This window comes from Sphingomonas paucimobilis NBRC 13935 (genome assembly GCF_000739895.2).
Lineage (GTDB): Bacteria > Pseudomonadota > Alphaproteobacteria > Sphingomonadales > Sphingomonadaceae > Sphingomonas > Sphingomonas paucimobilis.
Window position 1 is genome coordinate 1 of record NZ_BBJS01000056.1, and the last position, 20,603, is coordinate 20,603.

The window sequence follows — 20,603 nt, forward strand, 5'->3', positions numbered from 1 at the left end:
ATCCGTATCGAGGGGATCGACCATGTTCCCCCGGTCGCGCTCCCCCGCGCCCCCGGCGTCGCGCGTCCCACCGCCACCCCGCAGCAGAAACTGGAGCGTCGCGCCCGCCGTGCCGCCGCCGCGCGTGGGCTGGACGAGGCGGTGACGTGGAGCTTCATCAGCGAGGCACAGGCCGCGCCCTTCGGTGGCGGTGCCTTCACGCTCGCCAACCCGATCAGCGAGGATCTGAAGGTCATGCGGCCTTCGCTCCTGCCCGGCCTGCTCGCCGCGACCGAGCGCAATATCAAGCGCGGCGCGACCAGCGTCCGCCTGTTCGAGATCGGCCGCCGTTATCTGGCGGAGGCCGAGCGGCCGACCTTGGGCGTGGTGCTGGCGGGCGACAAGACGCCCCGCAACTGGCGCTCGGGCAAGGCGCAAGGCTTCGACGCCTATGACGCCAAGGCCGAGGCGATCGCGCTGCTCGCCCAGGCCGGTGCGCCGGTGGATAATTTGCAGGTGATGGGCGAGGCGGGCGACGCCTGGCATCCCGGCCAGTCGGGCACGCTGCGCTTGGGGCCGAAGACGGTGCTGGCGGCGTTCGGCATGGTCCACCCCTCGGTTCTCAAGGCGTTCGACCTGGACGGCGCGGTCGCGGCGGTGGAACTCTATCTCGACGCGATTCCGCCCAAGCGCGCGACCGGCTTCATGCGGCCCGCCTACAGCCCGCCCGCGCTCCAGTCGGTAAAGCGCGACTTCGCCTTCCTGGTGCCCGCCGAGCTGCCCGCCGATTCGCTGATCCGCGCGGTACGCGGGGCGGACAAGGCCGCGATCACCGCCGCGCGCGTCTTCGATGTGTTCGCCGGACAGGGCGTGCCCGAGGGCCACAAGTCGGTGGCGGTCGAGGTTCTGCTGCAACCGTCGCAGAAGAGCTTCACCGACGAGGAACTCAAGGCCATCGCCGACAAGATCGTCGCGGCGGCCGCCAAGCAGGGAGCACAACTCCGTGGCTAATGAAGAAAACTGGGTCCGTATCGCCAATGACCATCTGGCGGCGGCGATCAATCCGTTCGGCGCGGAGCTGTCCTCGCTCAAGGATGCCGAGGGTCGCGAGTTGATGACCAACGCGGACCCGGCTTTCTGGACCGGCCGCGCGCCGCTGCTCTTCCCCGTCATCGGCGTGACCCGCGACGGCATCCGCCTGAACGGAAAGCATTATCCAATGGCCAAGCACGGCTTTGCCCGCCACTCGATGTTCGAGCTGGTGACGCACGAGCCGACCCGCGCGGTCTTTTCGCTGGGTGATAGCGAGGAAACGCGGACCTCCTATCCTTTCGCCTTCCGGCTGGAGGTGGAGTTCCGGCTGGAGGATGCGACGCTTTTGGTGGAAGTCCGCGTGCTCAACCGGGGCGAGGTGACGATGCCCGCCAGCTTCGGCTTCCACCCCGCCTTCGCCTGGCCCCTTCCCTATGGGCGTCCCCGTGCCGAGCATCGCATCGTCTTCGAAAAGGAAGAACCCGCCCGGCTGCGCGAGATCGCGCCCGACGGCCTCATCGCCAAGGCGTTGCGCGACAGCCCGCTCGATGGTCGCGTGCTGCATCTGGCGGATGATCTGTTCACCCATGACGCGCTGGTCTGGGACCCGGTCGAGAGCCGCCACGTCACCTATGGCGCGGACGGCGCGCCGCAGTTGCGGATCGCTTTCCCAGACACCGACAAGCTGGGCATCTGGACCAAGCCCGGTGCCGCCTATGTCTGTGTCGAACCCTGGCACGGCATCGCCGACCCGGAAGGATTCGACGGCGAGTTCGTCGACAAGCCGGGCGTCTTCCTCGTGCCCGTGGGCGGCGAGAAGGTCATGCAGATGACGGTCACGCTGGCGGGGTAGATACGCTGCTCCGTCATTGCGAGCGGAGCGAAGCAATCCAGAACGTCCGGGCTTGCGGCCCTGAATTGCTTCGCTCCGCTCGCAATGACGGGCATCTTATTTCCTGCGACAGAGCGGAGCGGACCCGCTATGGCGATCCGCAATCCCCTCGCCGTTCGGCTGACGGGGCGGGCATATCGATGCCGCTAAACCCTTTGCTATCCAGAGCTGCCCATGACTTCCCCCCGCCGTACCTTCGCGATCATCTCGCACCCTGACGCCGGTAAGACGACGCTGACCGAAAAGCTGTTGTACTTCGGCGGCGCGATCCATCTGGCGGGTGAGGTCAAGGCGCGGGGACAGAACCGGCGCGCGCGGTCGGACTGGATGAAGATCGAGCAGCAGCGTGGCATCTCGGTCACCTCCTCGGTGATGACCTTCGAGAAGGACGGCGTGACCTTCAACCTGCTCGATACGCCGGGCCACGAGGACTTTTCGGAGGACACGTACCGCACCCTGACCGCCGTCGACTCGGCGGTGATGGTGATCGACGCGGCGCGCGGTATCGAGGCGCAGACGCGGAAATTGTTCGAGGTGTGCCGCCTGCGTTCGGTGCCGATCATCACCTTCGTCAACAAGGTCGATCGCGAAGGCCGTCCGCCCTTCGAACTGCTCGACGAGATCGCCGATATCCTGGCGCTCGACGTGGCGCCGATGAGCTGGCCGGTCGGCATGGGCGGGCTGTTCGAAGGCGTGCTCGACCTGACCACCGGCAAGGTCAGCCGTCCCGAGGGCGACAGCCGCGCCTTTCACGGCAAGGTGGACGATTCGCCGACCCTGCCCGCCGAGGTTGCCGAAGAGGTGGAACTGGCGCAGGCGGGCTATGCGGCGTTCGATGCGGAAGCCTATCGCAACGGCGACCTGACGCCGGTCTATTTCGGGTCGGCGCTGAAGGATTTCGGCGTCGCCGAGCTGATCGACGCGCTCAGCCGCCATGCGCCGCCACCGCGCCCGCAACCGGCCGAACCTGCGCCCGTCGCGCCGGACAATAAGGAAGTCACCGGCTTCGTGTTCAAGGTGCAGGCGAACATGGACCCGCAGCATCGCGACCGGATCGCGTTCATGCGGCTCTGCTCGGGCACCTTCAAGCGCGGCATGAAGCTGACCCCGACGGGCCATGGCAAGCCGATCGCGGTCCATTCGCCGATCCTGTTCTTCGCGCAGAATCGCGAAGTCGCGGATGAGGCGTTTCCGGGCGACATCATCGGCATCCCCAATCATGGCACGCTGCGCGTCGGCGATACGCTGTCGGAGCGGGCCGATGTCCGCTTCACCGGTCTGCCCAATTTCGCGCCCGAAATCCTGCGCCGCGTCGCGCTCAAGGACCCGACCAAGACCAAGCAGCTCCGCAAGGCACTGGACGACATGGCCGAGGAAGGGGTGACTCAGGTCTTCTATCCCGAGATCGGCTCGAACTGGATCATCGGTGTCGTCGGGCAGCTCCAGCTCGACGTGCTGCTGTCGCGGCTCGATGCGGAATATAAGGTCGCGGCCGGGCTGGAGCCCGCGCCGTTCGACACCGCGCGCTGGATCACCGCGGAGGACCCTGCCGATCTGAAGGCGTTCATGGACCTGAACCGCTCGGCCATGGCCAAGGACCGCGACGACAATCCCGTCTTCCTCGCCAAGAGCGCGTGGGAAGTCGGCTATGTCGCCGATCGCTACCCTAAGGTCCGCTTCCTCGCGACGCGTGAACGCTGAGGCGGAACCTGGAAGCCGTTTCGCGGCTTCAACGGTGTATGAACGAACAGGGACAATCGATGGACCGCACCGCGATCGAAGCGACCTTTGAGGCCAATGAGAAGCTGATTCGCCGCCGCGCGCTGAAGGCCGGGGCCAAGGCGTTGACCATCGGTACCGAAAGTCTGGCCGAGACGATCGATGCGATCGGCGATGCATACGGCCTGACCGGGGCGCAGCGCCGCCAGTTGGAGCCTGCCGCCTCGATCGAAGCGCAGGAGATCGTCGGCAAGCTGAAGGGCTTTGTCGGCCCGGCGGCGATCCTGGGCGATCTGCGCGGGGGATCGGGAATCCTGTCGCAGGCCCGGGCTGCAGGCAAACTTGCCAAGACCGCGCGCCGGATCGGCAAGGGCGGCCTTGCCGCCGGCCGGGTCGCGGCGCGGGGTGGCCGTGCCGCACGTGCGGTGCCTTGGGCGGCGCTGGGCGTGGCGGCCTGGGGCGTGGGCAATGGCGGCTGGTTCTGGTGGCGCGCGCATGCGTATAATCGGGCGTGCCGGGACCTGCTGCTGGCGGAGCAGGGTGGAGTGGTCGTTACGGGGTAAGCGTCTCGGCGTGGCCTTCGACTTTGCTCAGGCCGAACGGCGGTTGATTTGCTTGGCCATTAATCCCTCGCTTCGTTCAGCCTGAGCGAAGTCGAAGGCCACGCCTAAACCCCTATCGCGCCTCGGCCCGATCATCCCAGGCCAGCGCCTCCGCCAGCGAATCGCGGATGCTGCGCAGCATCGTCGCAGGATCGTCCTTGGCCCGGGCCTCGGTCTCCAGCAATTGCTGCACACCGCGGACGGTATAGCCCTGTTGGTTAAGCAGCCGGTCGAGCCGCCGGATCAACATCAGGTCGTCGGGCCGATAATAACGGCGATTGCCTGCCCGCTGGACGGGGCGAAGTTGCGGAAAGCGGCTTTCCCAATAGCGCAGGACATGCTGCGCCACGCCGGTCTCGCGCGAAACCTCGCCGATGGTGCGCAGCGCACCATCGGCCTTGCCGCCGTCCAGGGGGCGTTCTGGTCTATCCTGCCGCGACAATACGATCGCGCATCATTTGGCTGGCGCGGAAGGTCAGGACGCGGCGCGGTGCGATCGGCACCTCCACCCCGGTCTTGGGATTGCGGCCGACCCGCTCGCCCTTGTCGCGCAGCACGAACGTGCCGAAGCCGGAAATCTTGACGTTCTCACCCCGCGACAGCGCGTCACACATCTCGACCAGAATCTGCTCGACGACTTGCGCCGAATCGGATCGGGACAGCCCGACCTCCTGATGGAGCGATTCTGCCAGATCGGCGCGGGTCAGTGTTCCTGGATTGGTCATCGGCATCCCCCCAATGGTACTCAATGACCGCCTATCACAGCCGATAATATGACCGAAAGGGATTTATCTCGGTCAAGAACAAGTGAATGTTTAGAAGCGTATCACCGCTGCACCCCAGGTGAAGCCGCCGCCCATGGCTTCGAGCACGATCAGATCGTTCTGACGGATACGGCCGTCACGCACGGCGGTGTCCAGAGCCAGCGGCACCGACGCGGCCGAAGTGTTGGCATGCTGGTCGACCGTGACGATCACCTTGCCCGCCGGCAGATCGAGCTTGCGCGCGGTCGCGTCGAGGATGCGGGCATTGGCCTGGTGCGGCACGACCCAGTCGACATCGGCGGCCGACAGCCCGGCCAGACCCAGCGCCTCCTCCATCACCTGTGCCAGATTGACGACGGCGTGGCGGAAGACCTCACGACCCTTCATCCGCAGCTTGCCGACGGTGCCGGTGCTCGAGGGCCCGCCATCGACATAGAGCAGCCCGTTATGGCGGCCATCGGCATGGAGCTTGGTCGCAAGGATACCGCGCCCGCCCTCATCGTCGCTTTCACGCGCTTCCAAAACCATCGCACCGGCACCGTCGCCGAACAGGACGCAGGTGGTGCGGTCTTCCCAATCAAGGATGCGGCTGAAGGTCTCCGCTCCGATCACCAGCGCGCGCCGCTGCACGCCGCTGCGCAACATCGCATCGGCGACCTGCACGGCATAGAGAAAGCCCGAACAGACGGCGGCCACATCGAAGGCGACGCAGTCGTTGATGCCGAGCATCGCCTGCACCTTCGTCGCGGTAGCGGGGAAGGTCTGGTCGGGGGTGGCAGTCGCCAGTACGATCAGGTCGATATCCTGCGCCGACAGGCCGGCGGCGGCGATCGCGGCCTTGGCGGCGTCGGCGGCCAGCGTCGCGGTCGTCTCTTCGGGGCCGGCGATATGGCGGAAGCGGATGCCGGTACGCTCGACGATCCACTCGTCCGAGGTGTCGACCTCCTGCGCCAGTTCGTCGTTCGACACCCGCCGGGTTGGAAGCGCCGAGCCCGTGCCGGTGACGATCGAACGAATCATGCCGCTGCCTCGAAGTTCAGGAGATCCTCGGCGATACGCCGGGTCAGGTCGGCGCGCACCATCTTGGCCGCATTGCCGATCGCGGTGGCGACGCCCAGTTCGTTGGCGCTGCCATGGCTTTTCACCACCAACCCGTTCAGGCCCAGGAAGACCGCGCCATTATGGTTGTTGGGATCCAGATGATCGCGCAGCAATTCGGTCGCGGGGCGCGAGATCAGGAAGCCGATCTTCGACCGGGTCGAGGAGCGAAAGGCGCGCTTCAGCAGATCACCGACGAAGCGCGCGGTGCCCTCGGCGGTCTTGAGCGCGATATTGCCCGCAAAGCCGTCGCACACGATCACATCGACCTCACCGCGGGCGAGCTGGTTGCCCTCGATGAAGCCGGTGAAGTTCAGAGGCAAATGGCTCTGCCCGCGCAGGACCGCGGCGGCATCGCGAATCTCGTCGGTGCCCTTCTGGTCCTCTGACCCGATATTGAGCAGCGCGACACGCGGATTGTCGAGCTCAAGCAGCGTGCGGGCATAGGCGGCGCCCATCACCGCGAACTGTACGAGGTTGCGCGCGTCGCACTCGGTATTGGCGCCCAGGTCGAGCATGACGACGTCATTGTCGCCCAGCGTCGGCAATGGCGCAGCGAGCGCCGGCCGGTCGATGCCCGGCAGCGTGCGCAAACTCAGCTTGGCCATCGCCATCAGCGCGCCGGTATTGCCCGACGAGACCGCGGCGGCGGCGCGACCGCGTTTCACCAGATCGATGGCGATGCCCATCGAGGTCGTTCGCGCGCGACGGATCGCCTGACTCGGCTTTTCGCTCGAGCCGACGATCTCGGGCGCGTGGACGATCTCGGACGCGGCGGACAGATTGGGATGGACCTTCAGCCCATCCGCGATCTGCGATTCGTCGCCGACCAGGAAGAAGCGCATGCCCTCGAAGCGGCGTCGCGCTCTGGCGACACCGGCGAGCATCACGGCCAGCCCGTCGTCGCCGCCCATCGCATCGACGGCGATCCAGGCGTTATCGGCCATGCGTGTCCTCTAACGGTCGTTCAGGTGAAGGTAGAGGGATCAGCCCTCGACCGACACGACCTCACGGCCGTTATAATGGCCGCACGCGGTGCACAGATTGTGCGGGCGCTTCAGCTCGCCGCAGTTCGGGCATTCCTGGAACGCCGCGATGGTCAGCGAATCGTGGCCACGGCGCATGCCGCGCTTGGAGGGCGAAGTCTTTCTCTTGGGGACGGCCATTGCGGCACCTTATCAAATTCGAACAAGGAATGGACGCAACCACTGTCAGCACCCATAGCGCGCCCGGATCGAGGGACCCGGCCGCGTGAGCACCCAGCCGGACGCATCGCGAAGCCCCGCGCCTATAGCGAGTTTTGCCGATGTTGCAAGCATTGGCGGGGGGTGGCACTCCCGGTCATCGTCCTATTGCCGGAGAATCCGCCGCTTATGGTCCTGCCCGTTACGCTCAGCATCGCCGCAGCGGCGGCATTGGTCAATTTATGGCTCGCCCTGCGAATCGTCACCGGGCGGGTGCGGGGCAAGATCCTGATCGGCGATGGTGGCGATTCGCGACTCGCCGCCGGCATGCGGGCCCAGGCCAATTTCGTGGAATATGCGCCCTTCGTCCTGGTGCTGATGGCGCTGATCGAACTGGCGGGTGGCACGCCCTTCTGGCTGTGGGTGCTGGGCGGCATGTTCATCGTCGCGCGGATCGGCCATGGTTGGGGCATGATGCGGCCGGCGCCCAATATCGGCCGCGCGGGCGGCGCGATCGGAACCTGGGTGATCCTGGCGCTGTTGGCGGGATGGGCGATCGGGATCGTCTATACCGACCGGCTGGCCTCCGCCCCCGTCACCACCACGATAAGGATCGACCAGCGATGATTCGTTTTCCCTTGATCGGCCTGGCCGCCCTGACGCTGACGGCGGCCGCGCCCGACCCGATCTCGCCCGCGCGGCTGTCGGCCGATGTGAAGACGCTGGCCTCCGACGCGTTCGAGGGCCGCGCCCCGGGTACGCCCGGCGAGACGAAGACGGTCGACTGGCTGGTCGCGCAGTTCAAGGCGATGGGGCTGCAACCCGGCGGGCCGGACGGGCAATGGACGCAAGCCGTGCCGCTGATCCGCACCCAGATCGGGCAGGGCCGGATGAAGGCGGGGGCAATGCCGCTGGTGCAGGGGCAGGGCGTCTATGTCTCGACCGTGCGGCCGGTCGATCGGGTGGCGATCAAGGACGCCCCGATGGTCTTTGTCGGCTACGGCGTCCATGCGCCCGAGCGCGGCTGGGACGATTTCAAGGGCGTCGACCTGAAGGGCAAGATCGCCGTCTTTCTGGTCAACGATCCCGATTTCGAGGCGGTCGCGGGCGACGATGCCAAGGGCAAGTTCGGCGACCGGCGCATGACCTATTATGGCCGCTGGACCTATAAGTTCGAGGAAGCCGCGCGGCAGGGGGCGGTGGGTGCCCTTATCGTCCATGATACGCCCGGCGCGGGCTATGGCTGGGCGACGGTGACGGCACCGGCGGGCGAGAATTACGACATCGTGCGCAGCGATCCGGCCTCGCGGGTGCTACTGCAGGGTTGGCTGTCGGGCGAAGCGGCGACGAAGCTCTTCGCCGCCGCCGGGCTGGATTTGGCGGCTCAGCGCAAGGCCGCGCGGCGGGCCGATTTCCGTCCCGTCGCGTTGAAGGGCCAGGGTTTCTCCGCCGATCTGCCGGTGACGACGCTGCGCGCCGAAAGCCGCAACTTGCTCGCCAAGCTGCCCGGCAGGACGCATCCCGATGAGGTGGTGATGTTCGGCGCGCATTGGGACGCCTATGGCAAGGGTGCGCCGGATTCGCAGGGCCGTACGATCCGGCCGGGCGCGAATGACGATGCGCTGGGCGTGGCGGGCGTGCTGGAACTGGCGCGCGCGTTCAAGGCGGCACCGCCGACCGACCGCAGCCTGGTCTTCGCGCTGTGGACGGGTGAGGAGCGCGGGCTACTGGGGTCGGAGACCTATGCGGTGAAGCCGGTCTATCCTTTGGCCAAGACGGTTGCGAACCTGACGCTCGACATCCTCCAGACGGCGGGCCCGGCCAGGGACGTGATGCTGGTCGGCGATGGGCAGAATGATCTGGAGGATCGCCTGCGTAGTGCGGCCGCCGCGCAAGGGCGGACCGTCACGCCGGAGGCTTTGCCGGAACGCGGGCTGTTCTATCGCGCGGATCATTTCTCGGTCGCGCGGCGGGGGGTGCCCACGCTGCTGCTGATGGCGATCAGCGGTGCGCCCGACCTCGTTGCTGGCGGGCGACCGGCGGGCCAGGCGTGGCTGGACGCCTATATGCGCTGCTATCACCAGACTTGCGATGCCTGGGATGCGAACTGGGATTTGCGCGGCGCGGCGGCGGATGTCGGGCTGCTGTACCGAATCGGGCGCGATCTGGCCGATGGGCGGGACTGGCCCGAGTGGCGGGCCGGCTCGGAGTTCAAGGCGATTCGGGCGGAGACGGCGGGCGGGCGGCGGTAAGCGTTATCCCTTGGCCTTCGACTGCGCGCAGGCTGAACGGGGGTTTTGGGGCAAGACCCATTTCCGACATCCGTTCAGCCTGAGCCCTTTGGCTGGCTGGCAAGCCAGCCGCTCAGGATAAACTTCGGCGCATGGCGCCGAAGTCGAAGGCCACGCGAAACCTTCACCCCAGACCCAGAACCCGGTCCGCCACGAACGCATTGCTCTGTCGTTCATGCCCGAAGGTGCTGGGCTGGCCATGCCCGGGAATGAACGCCGTCTCATTCCCCAGCGGCCAGAGCTTCTCGACGATCGAGCGGATCAGCGTATCATGATCCCCGCCGGGCAGGTCCGATCGCCCGACCGATCCCTGGAACAGCACGTCGCCGACCAACGCGAAATGCGACGGCGCATGATGGAAGATCACATGCCCGCGCGTATGCCCCGGCGTCTCATAGACATCGAGCGTCAGTTCGCCGATCGTCACCCTATCGCCTTCGGATAGCCAGCGGGTCGGCTCCAGCACTTGCGCGGGGATGCCGTAAGCCTGCCCATCCTCGTCCAGCCGCGCGAGCCAGAAGCGATCCTCCTCCTGCGGTCCCTCGACCGGCACCCTCAGCGCGTCGGACAGCGCCTTGGCCCCGCCGGCATGGTCGATATGGCCATGGGTGAGGAGAATCTTCTCCACCGTCACGCCGGTCTTGGTGATCGCGTCCTGGATGCGGGGCAGGTCGCCGCCGGGATCGACCACGGCGGCCTTCATCGTCGCGGTGCACCAGACGATCGAGCAATTCTGCTGAAGCGGGGTGACGGGGACGATCGCGGCGCGCAGCGGGGGTGTCGGAACAGGGTCGGTCATGGTCCCGAGATAGGGGCTGGCACGGTCGGGGCCAATCGATACTTGCATGCGCAGGGGCGGGCCGTGCATGGATCGTCCTTCATGTTGCGCCTCGATGCCCCTTTCGTGCTGCTCGACGACGCCCGTGACGGGGGAGCGGCGGCGCGGCTCTATACCGCACCGGTCGGGATCGTGGCCGCCTATACCCCACAGGAGGTGGTGCCGGCGCTGGAACGGCTGCGCCAGGCGCGACGCGACGGGCTGCATGCGGCGGGGCTGATCGCCTATGAAGCCGGCGCGGCGCTGGAGCCGAATGTGCCCGCCGCCGCGATTGACGGTCCGTTGCTCTGGTTCGGGCTATTCCAGGATTATCGGACGCTGGCGGTGGACGCGATGCTGCCCGATCCCGCCGGCGCCTGGATCGGCGCGCTCCAGTCCGAACTGGATGAGGCACGCCATGCCGCGCAATTCGCCGAGGTGAAGGCGCTGATCGCGGCGGGCGATCTCTATCAGGTCAATCTCAGCTTTCGGGCGACCGCCAAGGTCGCGGGCGACCCGCTGGCGCTCTATGCCGGCCTGCGCGCCCGGTCGCGGGCCGGTTGGGGTGCGGTGGTGGCGACCGGCGAAACGACGATCCTGTCGCTGTCGCCGGAGATGTTCTTCGCGCTCGATGCCGGCCGGCTGACCGCCAAGCCGATGAAGGGCACCGCGCGGCGCGAAGGTGATGCCGCCGCCGATGCGCGGGCCGCGCAGGACCTGCGTGACGATCCCAAGCAGCGCGCCGAAAATCTGATGATCGTCGATCTGATGCGCAACGACCTGTCGCGTGTCGCGCGGCCCGGCAGCGTCGCGGTGCCCTTGCTGTTCGCGGTCGAGCCCTATCCGACGGTGCATCAGATGGTGTCGACCGTCACCGCCGATCTGGCCGAGGGGCGGGATGCGGTCGATGTGCTGGCGGCGCTCTTCCCCTGCGGATCGATCACCGGCGCACCCAAGATTCGCGCGATGCAGGCGATCGCCGATATCGAGGATTCGGCGCGGGGCCTCTATACCGGCGCGATCGGGCGGCTGGATGCCGATGGCGATGCGATGTTCAACGTCGCGATCCGCACACTCACCTGGCCCAGGGGGAGCGATCATGTGACGCTGGGCATCGGCTCTGGCATCGTCGCCGACTCGGTGGCGGCCGACGAATGGGACGAGTGCCTGGCCAAGGCTGCGTTCCTGACCAGCGGACAACGCGATTTCGACCTGATCGAGACCATGGCCTTCGATCCGCTGGAGGGTATCCAGCATCTGGAGGCCCATCTGGCGCGGATGAAGGCGAGTGCGCTGGCGCTGGGTTTCACCTTCAACCGTCATGATGCGCGCAACGAGTTGCAGGCGGCGACCTTCCGCCTGCGCGACGCCCGGCGCATCCGGCTGTTGCTCGCGCGGAGCGGGGCGGTGGTGGTCGAGGTGGGTCCGCGCCCCGCGCCTTTCGAGTCGACCGTCGCGGTGCGCGTCGTGCCTTTGCCGGTGTCGCAAGACGATCTGCGTCTGCGCCACAAGACCAGCGCGCGCGGCTTTTACGATGCGGCGCGGGCAGCGGCGGGAACACCGGAAGTCCTGTTCGAAACGCCTGACGGCTATCTGACCGAGGGCAGCTATACCAACCTCTTCGTCGCGCGCGGCGACAAGCTGGTGACTCCGCCGCTGGCCGAAGGGCTGCTGCCCGGTATCCTGCGCAGCCATCTGATCGAGACGGGGCGGGCGGTAGAAGGACGGCTGACCCGCGATGATCTTCGCGAAGGATTCTTGCTTGGCAATGCGCTTCGCGGATTGTTTCGTGCGGAGATGGTTGCGGATTGAGGGCTGGGCGCGCTAAGGCGCCCCCGCATTTTCCTGTCGAAAAGGTTCCGTTCCATGCAGCCCTCCGCCGCGCTCGGCCGTATCAGCCCATCCCCCACGCTCGCCATCACCAGCCGCGTGATGGAGCTGAAGCGTGCCGGTGTCGACGTGATCGGACTGGGCGCGGGTGAGCCCGATTTCGACACGCCGGACTTCGTCAAAGAGGCCGCGATCCAGGCGATCCGCGACGGCAAGACCAAATACACCAATGTCGACGGCACGCCCGAGCTGAAGGCCGCGATCGCGGCCAAGTTCGCGCGCGACAACGGCCTGACCTACACGGCCGATCAGATCAGCGTGAATGTCGGCGGCAAGCACACGCTGTTCAACGCGATGGTCGCGACGATCGATGCAGGGGACGAGGTGGTCATCCCGGCACCCTATTGGGTCAGCTATCCCGATGTCGTCCAGTTCGCGGGCGGCGTACCGGTGATCGTCAAGGCCGGGCCGGAACAGGGCTACAAGCTGACCCCCGAGGCGCTGGATGCGGCGATCACGCCCAAGACCAAGTGGGTCATCCTGAACTCGCCGTCCAACCCGACGGGCGCGGGCTATACCGCCGACGAGCTGAAGGCGCTGGGCGAGGTGATCCTCAAGCACCCGCATGTCTGGGTCTTCGCCGACGATATGTACGAGCATATCGTCTATGACGGCTTCCGCTTCGCCACCATCGCGCAGGTCTGCCCCGAGCTGTACGAGCGCACGCTGACGGTGAATGGCTGTTCCAAGGCCTATGCGATGACCGGCTGGCGGATCGGCTATGCGGGCGGCGCGCCCTGGCTGATCAAGGCGATCGCCAAGCTGCAGTCGCAGTCGACCTCCAACCCCTGTTCGGTGGCGCAGGCGGCGGCGACCGCCGCGCTGACCGGCGACCAGAGCTTTCTGGCCGAGCGTAATCAGGCGTTCCAGGCGCGGCGCGACATGGTGGTGTCGATGCTCAACGAGATCGAGGGCATGACCTGCCCGACGCCGGAGGGGGCCTTCTATGTCTATCCGTCCTTCGCGCCGCTGATCGGCAAGACCACGCCTTCGGGCCGGCTGATCGACAGCGACGAGGCGTTTGTCGGCTATCTGCTCGACGATGCGAAGGTGGCGGCGGTGCAGGGCGCGGCCTTCGGTCTCTCGCCCGCGATGCGAATCAGCTATGCGACCTCCGACGCGCTGCTGCGCGAGGCGTGCACCCGCATCCAGACGGCCTGCGCCGCGCTGAAATAATTCGCCGCCTCTTGCGGTGCGAAAGCCAGTCGATTCGGGCAACTGCCTGGAACGGCTGGCTTTTTCATAAGCGTGTGTGCGCTGCGGCAATGTGGCTTAACTGTGGCATGAACGACACGATCACGTGCCGTTAATGCTGTGTTTCTATAAACGCCATTGTCGGAACGGCGCTGATCGACCAGATGGCATCCGTAACGATCGCCGGCCCATCCGGGCGGTGACCCGCAACGACAGGTGAAGACAAATGCGTGCCCTCCTCAAGTCCAGCTTCGTATGGCAATTCGCCGGCGGATTTGCGCTTGGCGCCCTGGGTCTCGTCGTCCTTCATCCGGCGGAAGCGCCCAGCCGTTATGCGTCGGCTCCAGTCGAGGCGGTTCGCTAAGAGCGATTGCCTTGGCCTTCGACTTCGCTCAGGCTGAACGGAGTGAGGGACCAAGCCTTTTCTAACAGCCGAAGGGCTCAGGATAAGCTTCGGCGCATGGCGGCGAAGTCGAAGCCCACACAACGCGCTGGCCCCTAGCTGAACCGCGAAATCCACCCCATATTCGGGTGATGCGCACCCCCCTCTGCATCGCCCTTGCCGCGACCGCCTTCGGAGCGATCGCGCTGTCTTCTCTTCCTGCCAAGGCCGAACGTGCCGTGCCGCTGCCCAAGGCGGCGCTCGACGTGCCCGCCACCGGCCGGTCTCAGGTCGCTGTGCTGGCCGGCGGCTGTTTCTGGGGCATGGAGGCGGTGTTCGAGCGGGTGAAGGGCGTGCGCTCGGTCACGGCGGGCTATGCTGGCGGTCGTCGTGAAGACGCGAACTATGCCGCCGTCTCGACCGAACGCACCCGCCATGCCGAAGCGGTGCGAATCGTCTATGACCCCGCCAAAGTCTCCTATGCGACGCTGCTGCGCGTCTATTTCGCGATCGCGCATGACCCGACCCAGGTCGGCGGGCAGGGTCCCGACCGGGGCCCGAGCTATCGTTCAGCCATTTTCGCCCAGTCGCCCGAACAGGCCGATGTCGCGCGCCACTATATCGCGCAACTGACCCAGGCCCATGCCTTCGCCAAGCCGATCACGACCCGGATCGAACAGGGGGGCTTCTTCCCGGCCGAGGCGGATCATCAGAATTTCTACGACCGCAATCCCGGCCATCCCTATATCGTGCGCTGGGACAAGCCGAAGGTCGCCGGCTTCCGCGCCGGTTTCCCCGATCTGGCGCGGGCCGGCTGAGCGTCAGGCGGCGACGGGAAAGCGCAGCATACGGTCACGCACCGGGACGAGCGCCTCGGCGGCGCGGCCGACCGCCTGGATCAAGGCAGGGTGATCGACATCCAGGCCGCCGGTGAGCGCGCCGAAGGCGGGCAGGATCAGCTTCTGGGCTGTCCCGACGAAACAGCGCCGCGCGACCATCTTGCCGCGCACGCGCAGCCGCAGCTTGGGATGGAAATGTCCGGAAAGTTCGGGCCGAGTCTCCGCCGGATCGGCCTCGTGCCGCAGGACCAGTCCATCGACCAACGCCTCCTCCGTCACTGCCCCACCACACCGATCGCGCAGCACGGGATCGTGATTTCCGGTGATCCAGGTCCAACGGGTCGCCCCCGTCAGCGCGAGCAGCATTTCACGCGCCTGGGGTAAAAGACGGTCGCACCCTTCCGCATCGTGGAAACTGTCGCCCAGGCACCAGACTTCGCGTGCCTTGGTCCGCGCAACCGCCTGGGTCAGTTCGGTCAGCGTGGCCAGCGAATCATAAGGGGGCAGCATCTGCCCGCCGCCAGCATACCAGCTGGCCTTTTCCAGATGCAGGTCGGCGACCAGCAAAGCCTGTCGCGCGGGCCAGAACAACGCGCCTTCGGGCAGGGCCGTAAAATCCTGACCGCCGAACGAAAAGGGAACCATTTTCCGTCCATGCGCTTGACGCTGCGCAATATCAAGCGTTTGCGGAGCGTTTGGGAAAGCCCTTGCTTCCCGGGCAAAGAGGCGTAAAGCGCGCCGTCCTTTTGGCACAGGGGGTTCCGGCGGACATGACGGCGATCACGACCGACATTACGGGCAACCAGAATGAAGTGGCCGAGGGCCATGCCACGCGTCATCCCGCACTCGCCGCGCTGACGGTGGGTGCGATCGGCGTGGTGTTCGGCGATATCGGCACCAGCCCGCTCTACGCCTTTCGCGAGGCGCTGTCGCAATCGGCGGCGGACGGTATCGACCCGAGCGAAATTCTGGGCGTGCTCAGCCTAGCCCTGTGGACGCTCTTTCTGGTCGTCACCGTCAAATATGTCATCTTCCTGATGCGCGCCGACAATCAGGGCGAGGGCGGGGTGCTGGCGCTGGCGGCGCTGGCGCGGCGCTCGCTCGGCATCCGCTCGCGCCTTGCGCTCATTCTGGGTGCGGCGGGGGCGTCGCTCTTCTATGGCGATGCGATCATCACGCCCGCGCTGTCGGTCCTCTCGGCAATGGAGGGGCTGCGCACCATTCCCTCGGCCGCGACCGTCTTCGACGAGGGGGTGATTCGACTGTGTACGATCGTCATCCTGATCGGGCTGTTCCTGCTGCAATCGCGCGGCACGGCGCAGGTGTCGAAGCTGTTCGGGCCGATCTGTATCCTGTGGTTCTTCGTCATCGGCGGGCTGGGCATCTGGCATATCGCCGACGAACCCTCGATCGCGCGAGTCGTCTGGCCGGGCTATGGCATCAGCTTCCTGGCCAGCCACGGCGTGGTCGGGCTGTTCGTGCTGGGTGCGGTGTTCCTGACCGTGACCGGGGCGGAAGCGCTGACCGCCGATATGGGCCATTTCGGGCGGCTGCCGATTCGGATCGGCTGGTTCTCGCTGGTCCTGCCGGCGCTCATGCTCAACTATCTGGGGCAGGGGGCGTTCGCGCTGGCCTCATTGGAACGTGCGGCGGCGAGCGGGCAGACCTTTACCAATCAGGACTGGTTCTTCCTGATGGCGCCCGAGTCGTTCCGGCCCGCGCTGATCGTATTGGCCGGCCTTGCTACCGTCATCGCGGCGCAGGCGGTGATCACCGGCGCCTTTTCGCTGACCCAGCAGGCGATCCAGCTCGGCTTCCTGCCGCGGCTGCGGGTGCGCCAGACCTCGGCCGATTTCCAGGGGCAGATCTATCTGCCCGCGATCAACTGGCTGCTGTTGTTCGGCGTGCTGGTGCTGGTCATCCAGTTCAAGACGTCCTCGGCCATGGCGGCGGCGTACGGCATCGCGGTGACCGGCACGATGGTCGTGACCACCTGTCTGGCCTATCTGGTCGTCCGCCACCGCTGGGGCTGGTCGCGCGCACTGGCGCTGGCTGCCATCCTGCCCTTCCTGGCGCTCGACCTGATCTTCTTCGGGGCCAATATCCTGCGCGTGATCGAGGGGGGCTGGGTGCCGCTGCTCGTCGGGGCGGGCGTCGGGCTGATCATCTATACCTGGGTGCGCGGGCGCAGCATCGTCTCGGCCTTCGAGAAGCGACAGGCGATTCCGCTGGCCGATCTCGCCGCCGCGCTCGCCAAGCGCCCGCCCGAGCGGGTGCCGGGCACCGCCGTCTTCCTGACCGCCAACCCCGCCTCGGCGCCGGGCGCGTTGCTCCACAATCTGAAGCACAACAAGGTACTGCACGCGCAGAATCTGGTCGTGACGATCCGCACCGCCGACCGCCCGGTCGTGCCTAGCGAATGCCGCGCGCATGTCGAACGGCTGGACGATAACTTCGCGACCGTCGTGCTGACCTATGGCTTCATGGAAACGCCCGACGTGCCGCGCGACCTGCCCCGCGATCTGGGTGTCGAGCAGCGGCAGATGGGCCTCGATCCGATGAAGACCAGCTTCTTCATCGGCCGCAACACGCTCAAGCCCGAGGCGGAAAAGGGCATGCCGCTCTGGCAGGACCGGCTGTTCATGTTCCTGCAGCGCAATGCCAGCGATCCCACCGACTTCCTGCGGATTCCGCCGGGCAAGGTGCTGGAACTGGGCGAGCAGGTGACGGTGTAAATTCTCCTCGGTACCGGGAGGGGGGTTACCGCAGAGCGGTGGTGGAGGGGGTTCGCCGCAAGGGACGTCCTATGGGGAAGCCCCCCTCTGTCAGTGCTTCGCCCTGCCACCCCCCGTGCCGGGGAGGATTTTAGAGCGTCACCTTGGGCGGCTTGGCGGCCTCGACCGCGACCAGCACCATCTTCTCCCAGATCGCGGGATCGCCCGCATCGGCCATCGCCTGATCGGGTTCGCGCAGGGTGCGCAACACCGCCAGCGCGTCGGTCATATGCTCGCGCCAGTGATCGTCGACCAGCTTGGCGGCCGACTCCGAATCGCCCCCCGCATTGGCGCTGAGCCGTTGGCCACACAGCACGCGCGCGATGCGCTCGGCGGCGGGGGTGTGGGCAATATCCATGGCAACCTCTCCTGATGCGCGGTGATCGTTACGGAGGTAACGTACCAGGAGAGGGTTGGGGTTCAGAACGGAAAAGGCCGCCCATCGCATTTGCGAGGGACGGCCTTTATAGAGCATCAGCCCTGAGCGCCGCGACCTGCGCCGCCGCCGCCACCGGGACGGCCCGCACCGCCGCCACGGCCGCGACCACCGCCGCCGGAGCCGCTCCGGCGACGCGGCTGGCGCCCCTGCGGTGCCCGTGCGTCGGTCGCACGCGGATGATGGGTCGCGCGCGGACGCGCCGGATCACGCGGACGGTCGACGCGCGGCGCGGGATCGGCACCGATCGCCTTGACGCGCTGCGACTTGATCGTTTCGGCGCGCTTCACGAAATCGGCCGGCAGTGGCACGACGGTGATCTTCTGCCGCGTCAGCTTCTCGATATCCTTCAGATACGGACGCTCATCCTCGGCGCAGAAGGCGATGGCCAGACCCGAGCGACCGGCCCGCGCGGTGCGGCCGATGCGGTGGACATATTGCTCCGCGACATTGGGCAGCTCGAAGTTAAAGACGTGGCTGACGCCCGGAATGTCGATGCCGCGCGCGGCGATGTCGGTCGCCACCAGCACGCGGGTCTGGCCCGACCGGAACTCGCCCAGCGCCCGCTCGCGCTGGCCCTGGCTCTTGTTGCCGTGGATCGCATTGGCGGCGATGCCGTTGCCCGCCAGCAGCTTTACGACGCGGTCGGCGCCATGCTTGGTGCGGGTGAAGACCAGCGCCAGCTCGATCGCGGGATCGGCGAGCAGGATGGTCAAAAGCGCCTGCTTCTCCTGCTGCGTCACGAAGGTCACCGACTGTTCGACGCGCTCGGCGGTGGTCGAGACGGGCGTGACCGAGACGGTCGCGGGATTGTCGAGGAACTTGTCGGCCAGGTCGCGGATCGCGGCGGGCATGGTCGCCGAGAAGAACAGCGTCTGACGCTTGCGCGGAATCATCTTCACGATGCGGCGCAGCGCGTGGATGAAGCCCAGGTCGAGCATCTGGTCGGCTTCGTCGAGCACCAGGATCTCGATCATCGACAGGTTCAGGAAGCCCTGCTCGACCAGATCGATCAGCCGGCCGGGCGTCGCGACCAGGATGTCGACGCCGCGCGACAGGTCCTGCCGGTTCTTGTTGATGCTGGTGCCGCCAAAGACGGTCGCGACCGCCAGCTTGGAAAATTTGGCATAGCCCTTCGCATTGTCGGCGATCTGGCTGGCCAGTTCGCGAGTCGGGGCGAGGACGAGCATCCGGCAATGGGTCGGCAGGACGCGCTTGTTCGCCTCGACCAGACGCTGGATCGAAGGGAGGACGAAAGCGGCGGTCTTGCCGGTGCCGGTCTGCGCGATGCCGAGCAGATCGCGGCCTTCCAGCAGCGTCGGGATCGAGTCGCGCTGGATCGGGGTGGGTTCGGAATAGCCTTTGGCTTCGAGCGCGCGGACGAGCGGCTCGGCGAGGCCGAGTTCGGAAAAGGACATGGGAATACTTTCTGACATGGCGCGCGAGTCACGAAGGGCCGCGGGCGCGGCGCCGGGGTTGATGACACCCCGCGTGACAAGGGAAGCCTGAAGACAGGGTCGGGGCGGAGCCGGGACCAGATGGTCCGTTCACGCTGCGAGTGGACGCCTCGACGAGCGGGCATGTGCGCTGGCCATTGCCAAAAGTCAAGTTTCGGGCAGGATCACCGCCCCAATGCGTGACAAGCGCGGACGGATGGTTACATCCGATACCAGTTAGCGAAGAGGAGTCCTGCATGAAACTCGCCAGTCTGAAACAAGGTCGCGACGGCAAGCTGGTGGTCGTGTCGAGCGATCTGGCCTGGTACGCCGATGCCGGACATATCGCGCCCACCCTGCAGGCCGCGCTCGATGATTGGGACCGCACCGCACCCGCGCTCGCCAATCTGGCGACCGATCTGGACCATGAAGCGATCCCACGTGCGCGCTTCCACGAGCATGACGCCGCCTCGCCGTTGCCACGCGCCTATCAATGGGCCGATGGCTCGGCCTATGTGAACCATGTCGCGCTGGTGCGGCAGGCACGCGGCGCGGACCTGCCCGAGAGCTTTTGGCACGATCCGTTAATGTATCAGGGCGGATCGGATGGGTTCCTGGGGCCGCGCGACGCCATTCCGCTGGCGGATGAGAGCTGGGGCTGCGACTTGGAGGGCGAGGTTGTCGTCGTCACGGGCGATGTGCCGCTGGGGGCGAGCCGCGACGAGGCGCTGGCGGCGATCCGGCTGGTCGGGCTGACCAACGATGTGTCGCTGCGCGGGTTGATCCCGGGCGAACTGGCCAAGGGGTTCGGCTTTTTCCAGTCCAAGCCGGCCTCGGCCTTCTCGCCGGTGTTCGTGACGCCCGAATCGCTGGGCGACTGGTGGCAGGACGGCAAGCTGCGCCGGGTGCTCAAGGTTGATCTGAACGGTAAGCCCTTCGGCCGCGCCGATGCGGGCGAGGACATGACCTTCGACTTCGGGACGCTGGTCGCGCACGCCGCCAAGACTCGCGCGCTGGGGGCGGGGACGATCATCGGCTCTGGCACCGTGTCCAACCGCGATACGGATGGCGGCCCTGGCAAGCCCGTCGCCGAGGGCGGCGTCGGCTATAGCTGCATCGCCGAGGTGCGGATGATCGAGACGATCCGCGGCGGCGCGCCCGTCACCCCGTTCCTGAAGAAGGGCGATACGGTGCGCATCTGGATGGAGGATGACCGCCATCATTCCATCTTCGGCGCGATCGAGCAGACGGTCGAGTAAGCGTAATTCCTCCCC

At 66.7% G+C, this 20,603-nt stretch carries 21 protein-coding genes; 11 read left to right on the forward strand and 10 right to left on the reverse strand.

Annotated elements, in window-relative coordinates; all coding sequences use genetic code 11:
• From SP6_RS17175 to SP6_RS17190, 4 genes are all read left to right on the forward strand, one after another.
• The coding region (locus SP6_RS17175; RefSeq protein ID WP_042469403.1) for a phenylalanine--tRNA ligase subunit beta-related protein at positions 1 to 990 on the forward strand (990 nt) is incomplete at its 5' end.
• Entirely contained in the window at positions 983 to 1,864 is an 882-nt protein-coding gene (locus SP6_RS17180; protein ID WP_007405250.1) for an aldose 1-epimerase family protein, read from the forward strand. The genes SP6_RS17175 and SP6_RS17180, both read left to right, overlap by 8 nt.
• A gap of 213 nt (positions 1,865 to 2,077) precedes the next feature.
• Positions 2,078 to 3,604 (forward strand): peptide chain release factor 3, encoded by a 1,527-nt coding sequence (locus tag SP6_RS17185; protein WP_007405273.1) that lies wholly within the window; start codon positions 2,078 to 2,080, stop codon positions 3,602 to 3,604.
• Between the two features lie 59 nt (positions 3,605 to 3,663).
• Positions 3,664 to 4,185 (forward strand): hypothetical protein, encoded by a 522-nt coding sequence (locus tag SP6_RS17190; RefSeq protein WP_126053158.1) that lies wholly within the window; start codon positions 3,664 to 3,666, stop codon positions 4,183 to 4,185.
• 112 nt (positions 4,186 to 4,297) lie between these two features.
• Here SP6_RS17190 and SP6_RS17195 read toward each other — a convergent pair whose 3' ends face one another.
• The 5 genes from SP6_RS17195 to rpmF all read right to left on the reverse strand — a co-directional run bounded on the left by SP6_RS17195 (position 4,298) and on the right by rpmF (position 7,252).
• Positions 4,298 to 4,666, reverse strand: a complete 369-nt coding sequence (locus SP6_RS17195; RefSeq protein WP_007405218.1) for a MerR family transcriptional regulator — start codon at positions 4,664 to 4,666, stop codon at positions 4,298 to 4,300.
• Positions 4,650 to 4,949 carry an integration host factor subunit alpha gene (locus SP6_RS17200; protein ID WP_007405246.1) on the reverse strand — a complete coding sequence of 100 codons (300 nt, stop codon included), beginning with the start codon at positions 4,947 to 4,949 and terminating at the stop codon, positions 4,650 to 4,652. The genes SP6_RS17195 and SP6_RS17200 overlap by 17 nt, the downstream gene beginning before the upstream one ends.
• A 90-nt stretch (positions 4,950 to 5,039) precedes the next feature.
• Complete coding sequence (locus SP6_RS17205; protein ID WP_007405302.1) at positions 5,040 to 6,008, reverse strand: beta-ketoacyl-ACP synthase III; 969 nt, start codon at positions 6,006 to 6,008, stop codon at positions 5,040 to 5,042.
• A complete protein-coding gene (plsX, locus tag SP6_RS17210; RefSeq protein WP_007405230.1) occupies positions 6,005 to 7,033 on the reverse strand; it encodes a phosphate acyltransferase PlsX in 1,029 nt (342 codons plus the stop codon). The genes SP6_RS17205 and plsX overlap by 4 nt, the downstream gene beginning before the upstream one ends.
• A gap of 39 nt (positions 7,034 to 7,072) precedes the next feature.
• Positions 7,073 to 7,252 carry a 50S ribosomal protein L32 gene (gene rpmF / locus SP6_RS17215; RefSeq protein WP_037568791.1) on the reverse strand — a complete coding sequence of 60 codons (180 nt, stop codon included), beginning with the start codon at positions 7,250 to 7,252 and terminating at the stop codon, positions 7,073 to 7,075.
• Positions 7,253 to 7,459: 207 nt separating this feature from the next.
• On the opposite strand from rpmF, the gene SP6_RS17220 reads away from it, so the two are divergent.
• Both SP6_RS17220 and SP6_RS17225 read left to right on the forward strand, forming a co-directional pair.
• Positions 7,460 to 7,897: an MAPEG family protein gene (locus SP6_RS17220; RefSeq protein ID WP_007405341.1), complete on the forward strand. Its 438-nt coding sequence runs from the start codon at positions 7,460 to 7,462 to the stop codon at positions 7,895 to 7,897.
• A complete protein-coding gene (locus SP6_RS17225; protein ID WP_037568794.1) occupies positions 7,894 to 9,522 on the forward strand; it encodes a M28 family metallopeptidase in 1,629 nt (542 codons plus the stop codon). Before SP6_RS17220 ends, SP6_RS17225 begins: the two co-directional genes overlap by 4 nt.
• Before the next feature lie 163 nt (positions 9,523 to 9,685).
• On the opposite strand, the gene SP6_RS17230 is transcribed toward SP6_RS17225, so the two are convergent.
• Positions 9,686 to 10,360, reverse strand: a complete 675-nt coding sequence (locus SP6_RS17230; RefSeq protein ID WP_037568845.1) for an MBL fold metallo-hydrolase — start codon at positions 10,358 to 10,360, stop codon at positions 9,686 to 9,688.
• Positions 10,361 to 10,441: 81 nt separating this feature from the next.
• Between SP6_RS17230 and pabB the strand changes: the two genes are divergently transcribed.
• On the forward strand, positions 10,442 to 12,190 hold the full coding sequence (gene pabB / locus SP6_RS17235) for an aminodeoxychorismate synthase component I (RefSeq protein ID WP_007405346.1): 1,749 nt from the start codon (positions 10,442 to 10,444) through the stop codon (positions 12,188 to 12,190).
• Positions 12,191 to 12,244: 54 nt separating this feature from the next.
• A complete protein-coding gene (locus tag SP6_RS17240; protein WP_007405258.1) occupies positions 12,245 to 13,444 on the forward strand; it encodes a pyridoxal phosphate-dependent aminotransferase in 1,200 nt (399 codons plus the stop codon).
• 130 nt (positions 13,445 to 13,574) lie between these two features.
• Here SP6_RS17240 and SP6_RS21070 read toward each other — a convergent pair whose 3' ends face one another.
• Complete coding sequence (locus SP6_RS21070; RefSeq protein ID WP_007405253.1) at positions 13,575 to 13,772, reverse strand: hypothetical protein; 198 nt, start codon at positions 13,770 to 13,772, stop codon at positions 13,575 to 13,577.
• Positions 13,773 to 13,996: 224 nt separating this feature from the next.
• On the opposite strand from SP6_RS21070, the gene msrA reads away from it, so the two are divergent.
• On the forward strand, positions 13,997 to 14,662 hold the full coding sequence (gene msrA, locus SP6_RS17245; RefSeq protein WP_042469404.1) for a peptide-methionine (S)-S-oxide reductase MsrA: 666 nt from the start codon (positions 13,997 to 13,999) through the stop codon (positions 14,660 to 14,662).
• A 3-nt stretch (positions 14,663 to 14,665) separates the two neighbouring features.
• On the opposite strand, the gene pdeM is transcribed toward msrA, so the two are convergent.
• Positions 14,666 to 15,328 (reverse strand): ligase-associated DNA damage response endonuclease PdeM, encoded by a 663-nt coding sequence (gene pdeM, locus SP6_RS17250; protein WP_007405311.1) that lies wholly within the window; start codon positions 15,326 to 15,328, stop codon positions 14,666 to 14,668.
• 125 nt (positions 15,329 to 15,453) lie between these two features.
• On the opposite strand from pdeM, the gene SP6_RS17255 reads away from it, so the two are divergent.
• Positions 15,454 to 17,418, forward strand: a complete 1,965-nt coding sequence (locus tag SP6_RS17255; protein WP_007405267.1) for a potassium transporter Kup — start codon at positions 15,454 to 15,456, stop codon at positions 17,416 to 17,418.
• 130 nt (positions 17,419 to 17,548) lie between these two features.
• Here the strand turns inward: SP6_RS17255 and SP6_RS17260 are convergent, their stop codons facing one another.
• Positions 17,549 to 17,815 (reverse strand): hypothetical protein, encoded by a 267-nt coding sequence (locus tag SP6_RS17260; RefSeq protein ID WP_007405278.1) that lies wholly within the window; start codon positions 17,813 to 17,815, stop codon positions 17,549 to 17,551.
• Positions 17,816 to 17,931: 116 nt separating this feature from the next.
• Entirely contained in the window at positions 17,932 to 19,311 is a 1,380-nt protein-coding gene (locus tag SP6_RS17265; RefSeq protein ID WP_007405239.1) for a DEAD/DEAH box helicase, read from the reverse strand.
• Positions 19,312 to 19,586: 275 nt separating this feature from the next.
• Between SP6_RS17265 and SP6_RS17270 the strand changes: the two genes are divergently transcribed.
• Positions 19,587 to 20,588: a fumarylacetoacetate hydrolase family protein gene (locus tag SP6_RS17270; protein ID WP_007405307.1), complete on the forward strand. Its 1,002-nt coding sequence runs from the start codon at positions 19,587 to 19,589 to the stop codon at positions 20,586 to 20,588.
• Positions 20,589 to 20,603: the final 15 nt, after the last annotated feature.

Bases quoted from the DNA above. Each gene is read 5' to 3' on its own strand.
- SP6_RS17185 (WP_007405273.1), top strand. From the start codon at position 2,078: ATGACTTCCCCCCGCCGTACCTTCGCGATCATCTCGCACCCTGACGCC.
- SP6_RS17190 (WP_126053158.1), top strand. From the start codon at position 3,664: ATGGACCGCACCGCGATCGAAGCGACCTTTGAGGCCAATGAGAAGCTG.
- SP6_RS17200 (WP_007405246.1), bottom strand. From the start codon at position 4,949: ATGACCAATCCAGGAACACTGACCCGCGCCGATCTGGCAGAATCGCTC.
- SP6_RS17205 (WP_007405302.1), bottom strand. From the start codon at position 6,008: ATGATTCGTTCGATCGTCACCGGCACGGGCTCGGCGCTTCCAACCCGG.
- plsX (WP_007405230.1), bottom strand. From the start codon at position 7,033: ATGGCCGATAACGCCTGGATCGCCGTCGATGCGATGGGCGGCGACGAC.
- rpmF (WP_037568791.1), bottom strand. From the start codon at position 7,252: ATGGCCGTCCCCAAGAGAAAGACTTCGCCCTCCAAGCGCGGCATGCGC.
- SP6_RS17220 (WP_007405341.1), top strand. From the start codon at position 7,460: ATGGTCCTGCCCGTTACGCTCAGCATCGCCGCAGCGGCGGCATTGGTC.
- SP6_RS17225 (WP_037568794.1), top strand. From the start codon at position 7,894: ATGATTCGTTTTCCCTTGATCGGCCTGGCCGCCCTGACGCTGACGGCG.
- SP6_RS17230 (WP_037568845.1), bottom strand. From the start codon at position 10,360: ATGACCGACCCTGTTCCGACACCCCCGCTGCGCGCCGCGATCGTCCCC.
- pabB (WP_007405346.1), top strand. From the start codon at position 10,442: ATGTTGCGCCTCGATGCCCCTTTCGTGCTGCTCGACGACGCCCGTGAC.
- SP6_RS17240 (WP_007405258.1), top strand. From the start codon at position 12,245: ATGCAGCCCTCCGCCGCGCTCGGCCGTATCAGCCCATCCCCCACGCTC.
- SP6_RS21070 (WP_007405253.1), bottom strand. From the start codon at position 13,772: ATGAAGGACGACGAGACCCAGGGCGCCAAGCGCAAATCCGCCGGCGAA.
- msrA (WP_042469404.1), top strand. From the start codon at position 13,997: ATGCGCACCCCCCTCTGCATCGCCCTTGCCGCGACCGCCTTCGGAGCG.
- pdeM (WP_007405311.1), bottom strand. From the start codon at position 15,328: ATGGTTCCCTTTTCGTTCGGCGGTCAGGATTTTACGGCCCTGCCCGAA.
- SP6_RS17255 (WP_007405267.1), top strand. From the start codon at position 15,454: ATGACGGCGATCACGACCGACATTACGGGCAACCAGAATGAAGTGGCC.
- SP6_RS17260 (WP_007405278.1), bottom strand. From the start codon at position 17,815: ATGGATATTGCCCACACCCCCGCCGCCGAGCGCATCGCGCGCGTGCTG.
- SP6_RS17265 (WP_007405239.1), bottom strand. From the start codon at position 19,311: ATGTCCTTTTCCGAACTCGGCCTCGCCGAGCCGCTCGTCCGCGCGCTC.
- SP6_RS17270 (WP_007405307.1), top strand. From the start codon at position 19,587: ATGAAACTCGCCAGTCTGAAACAAGGTCGCGACGGCAAGCTGGTGGTC.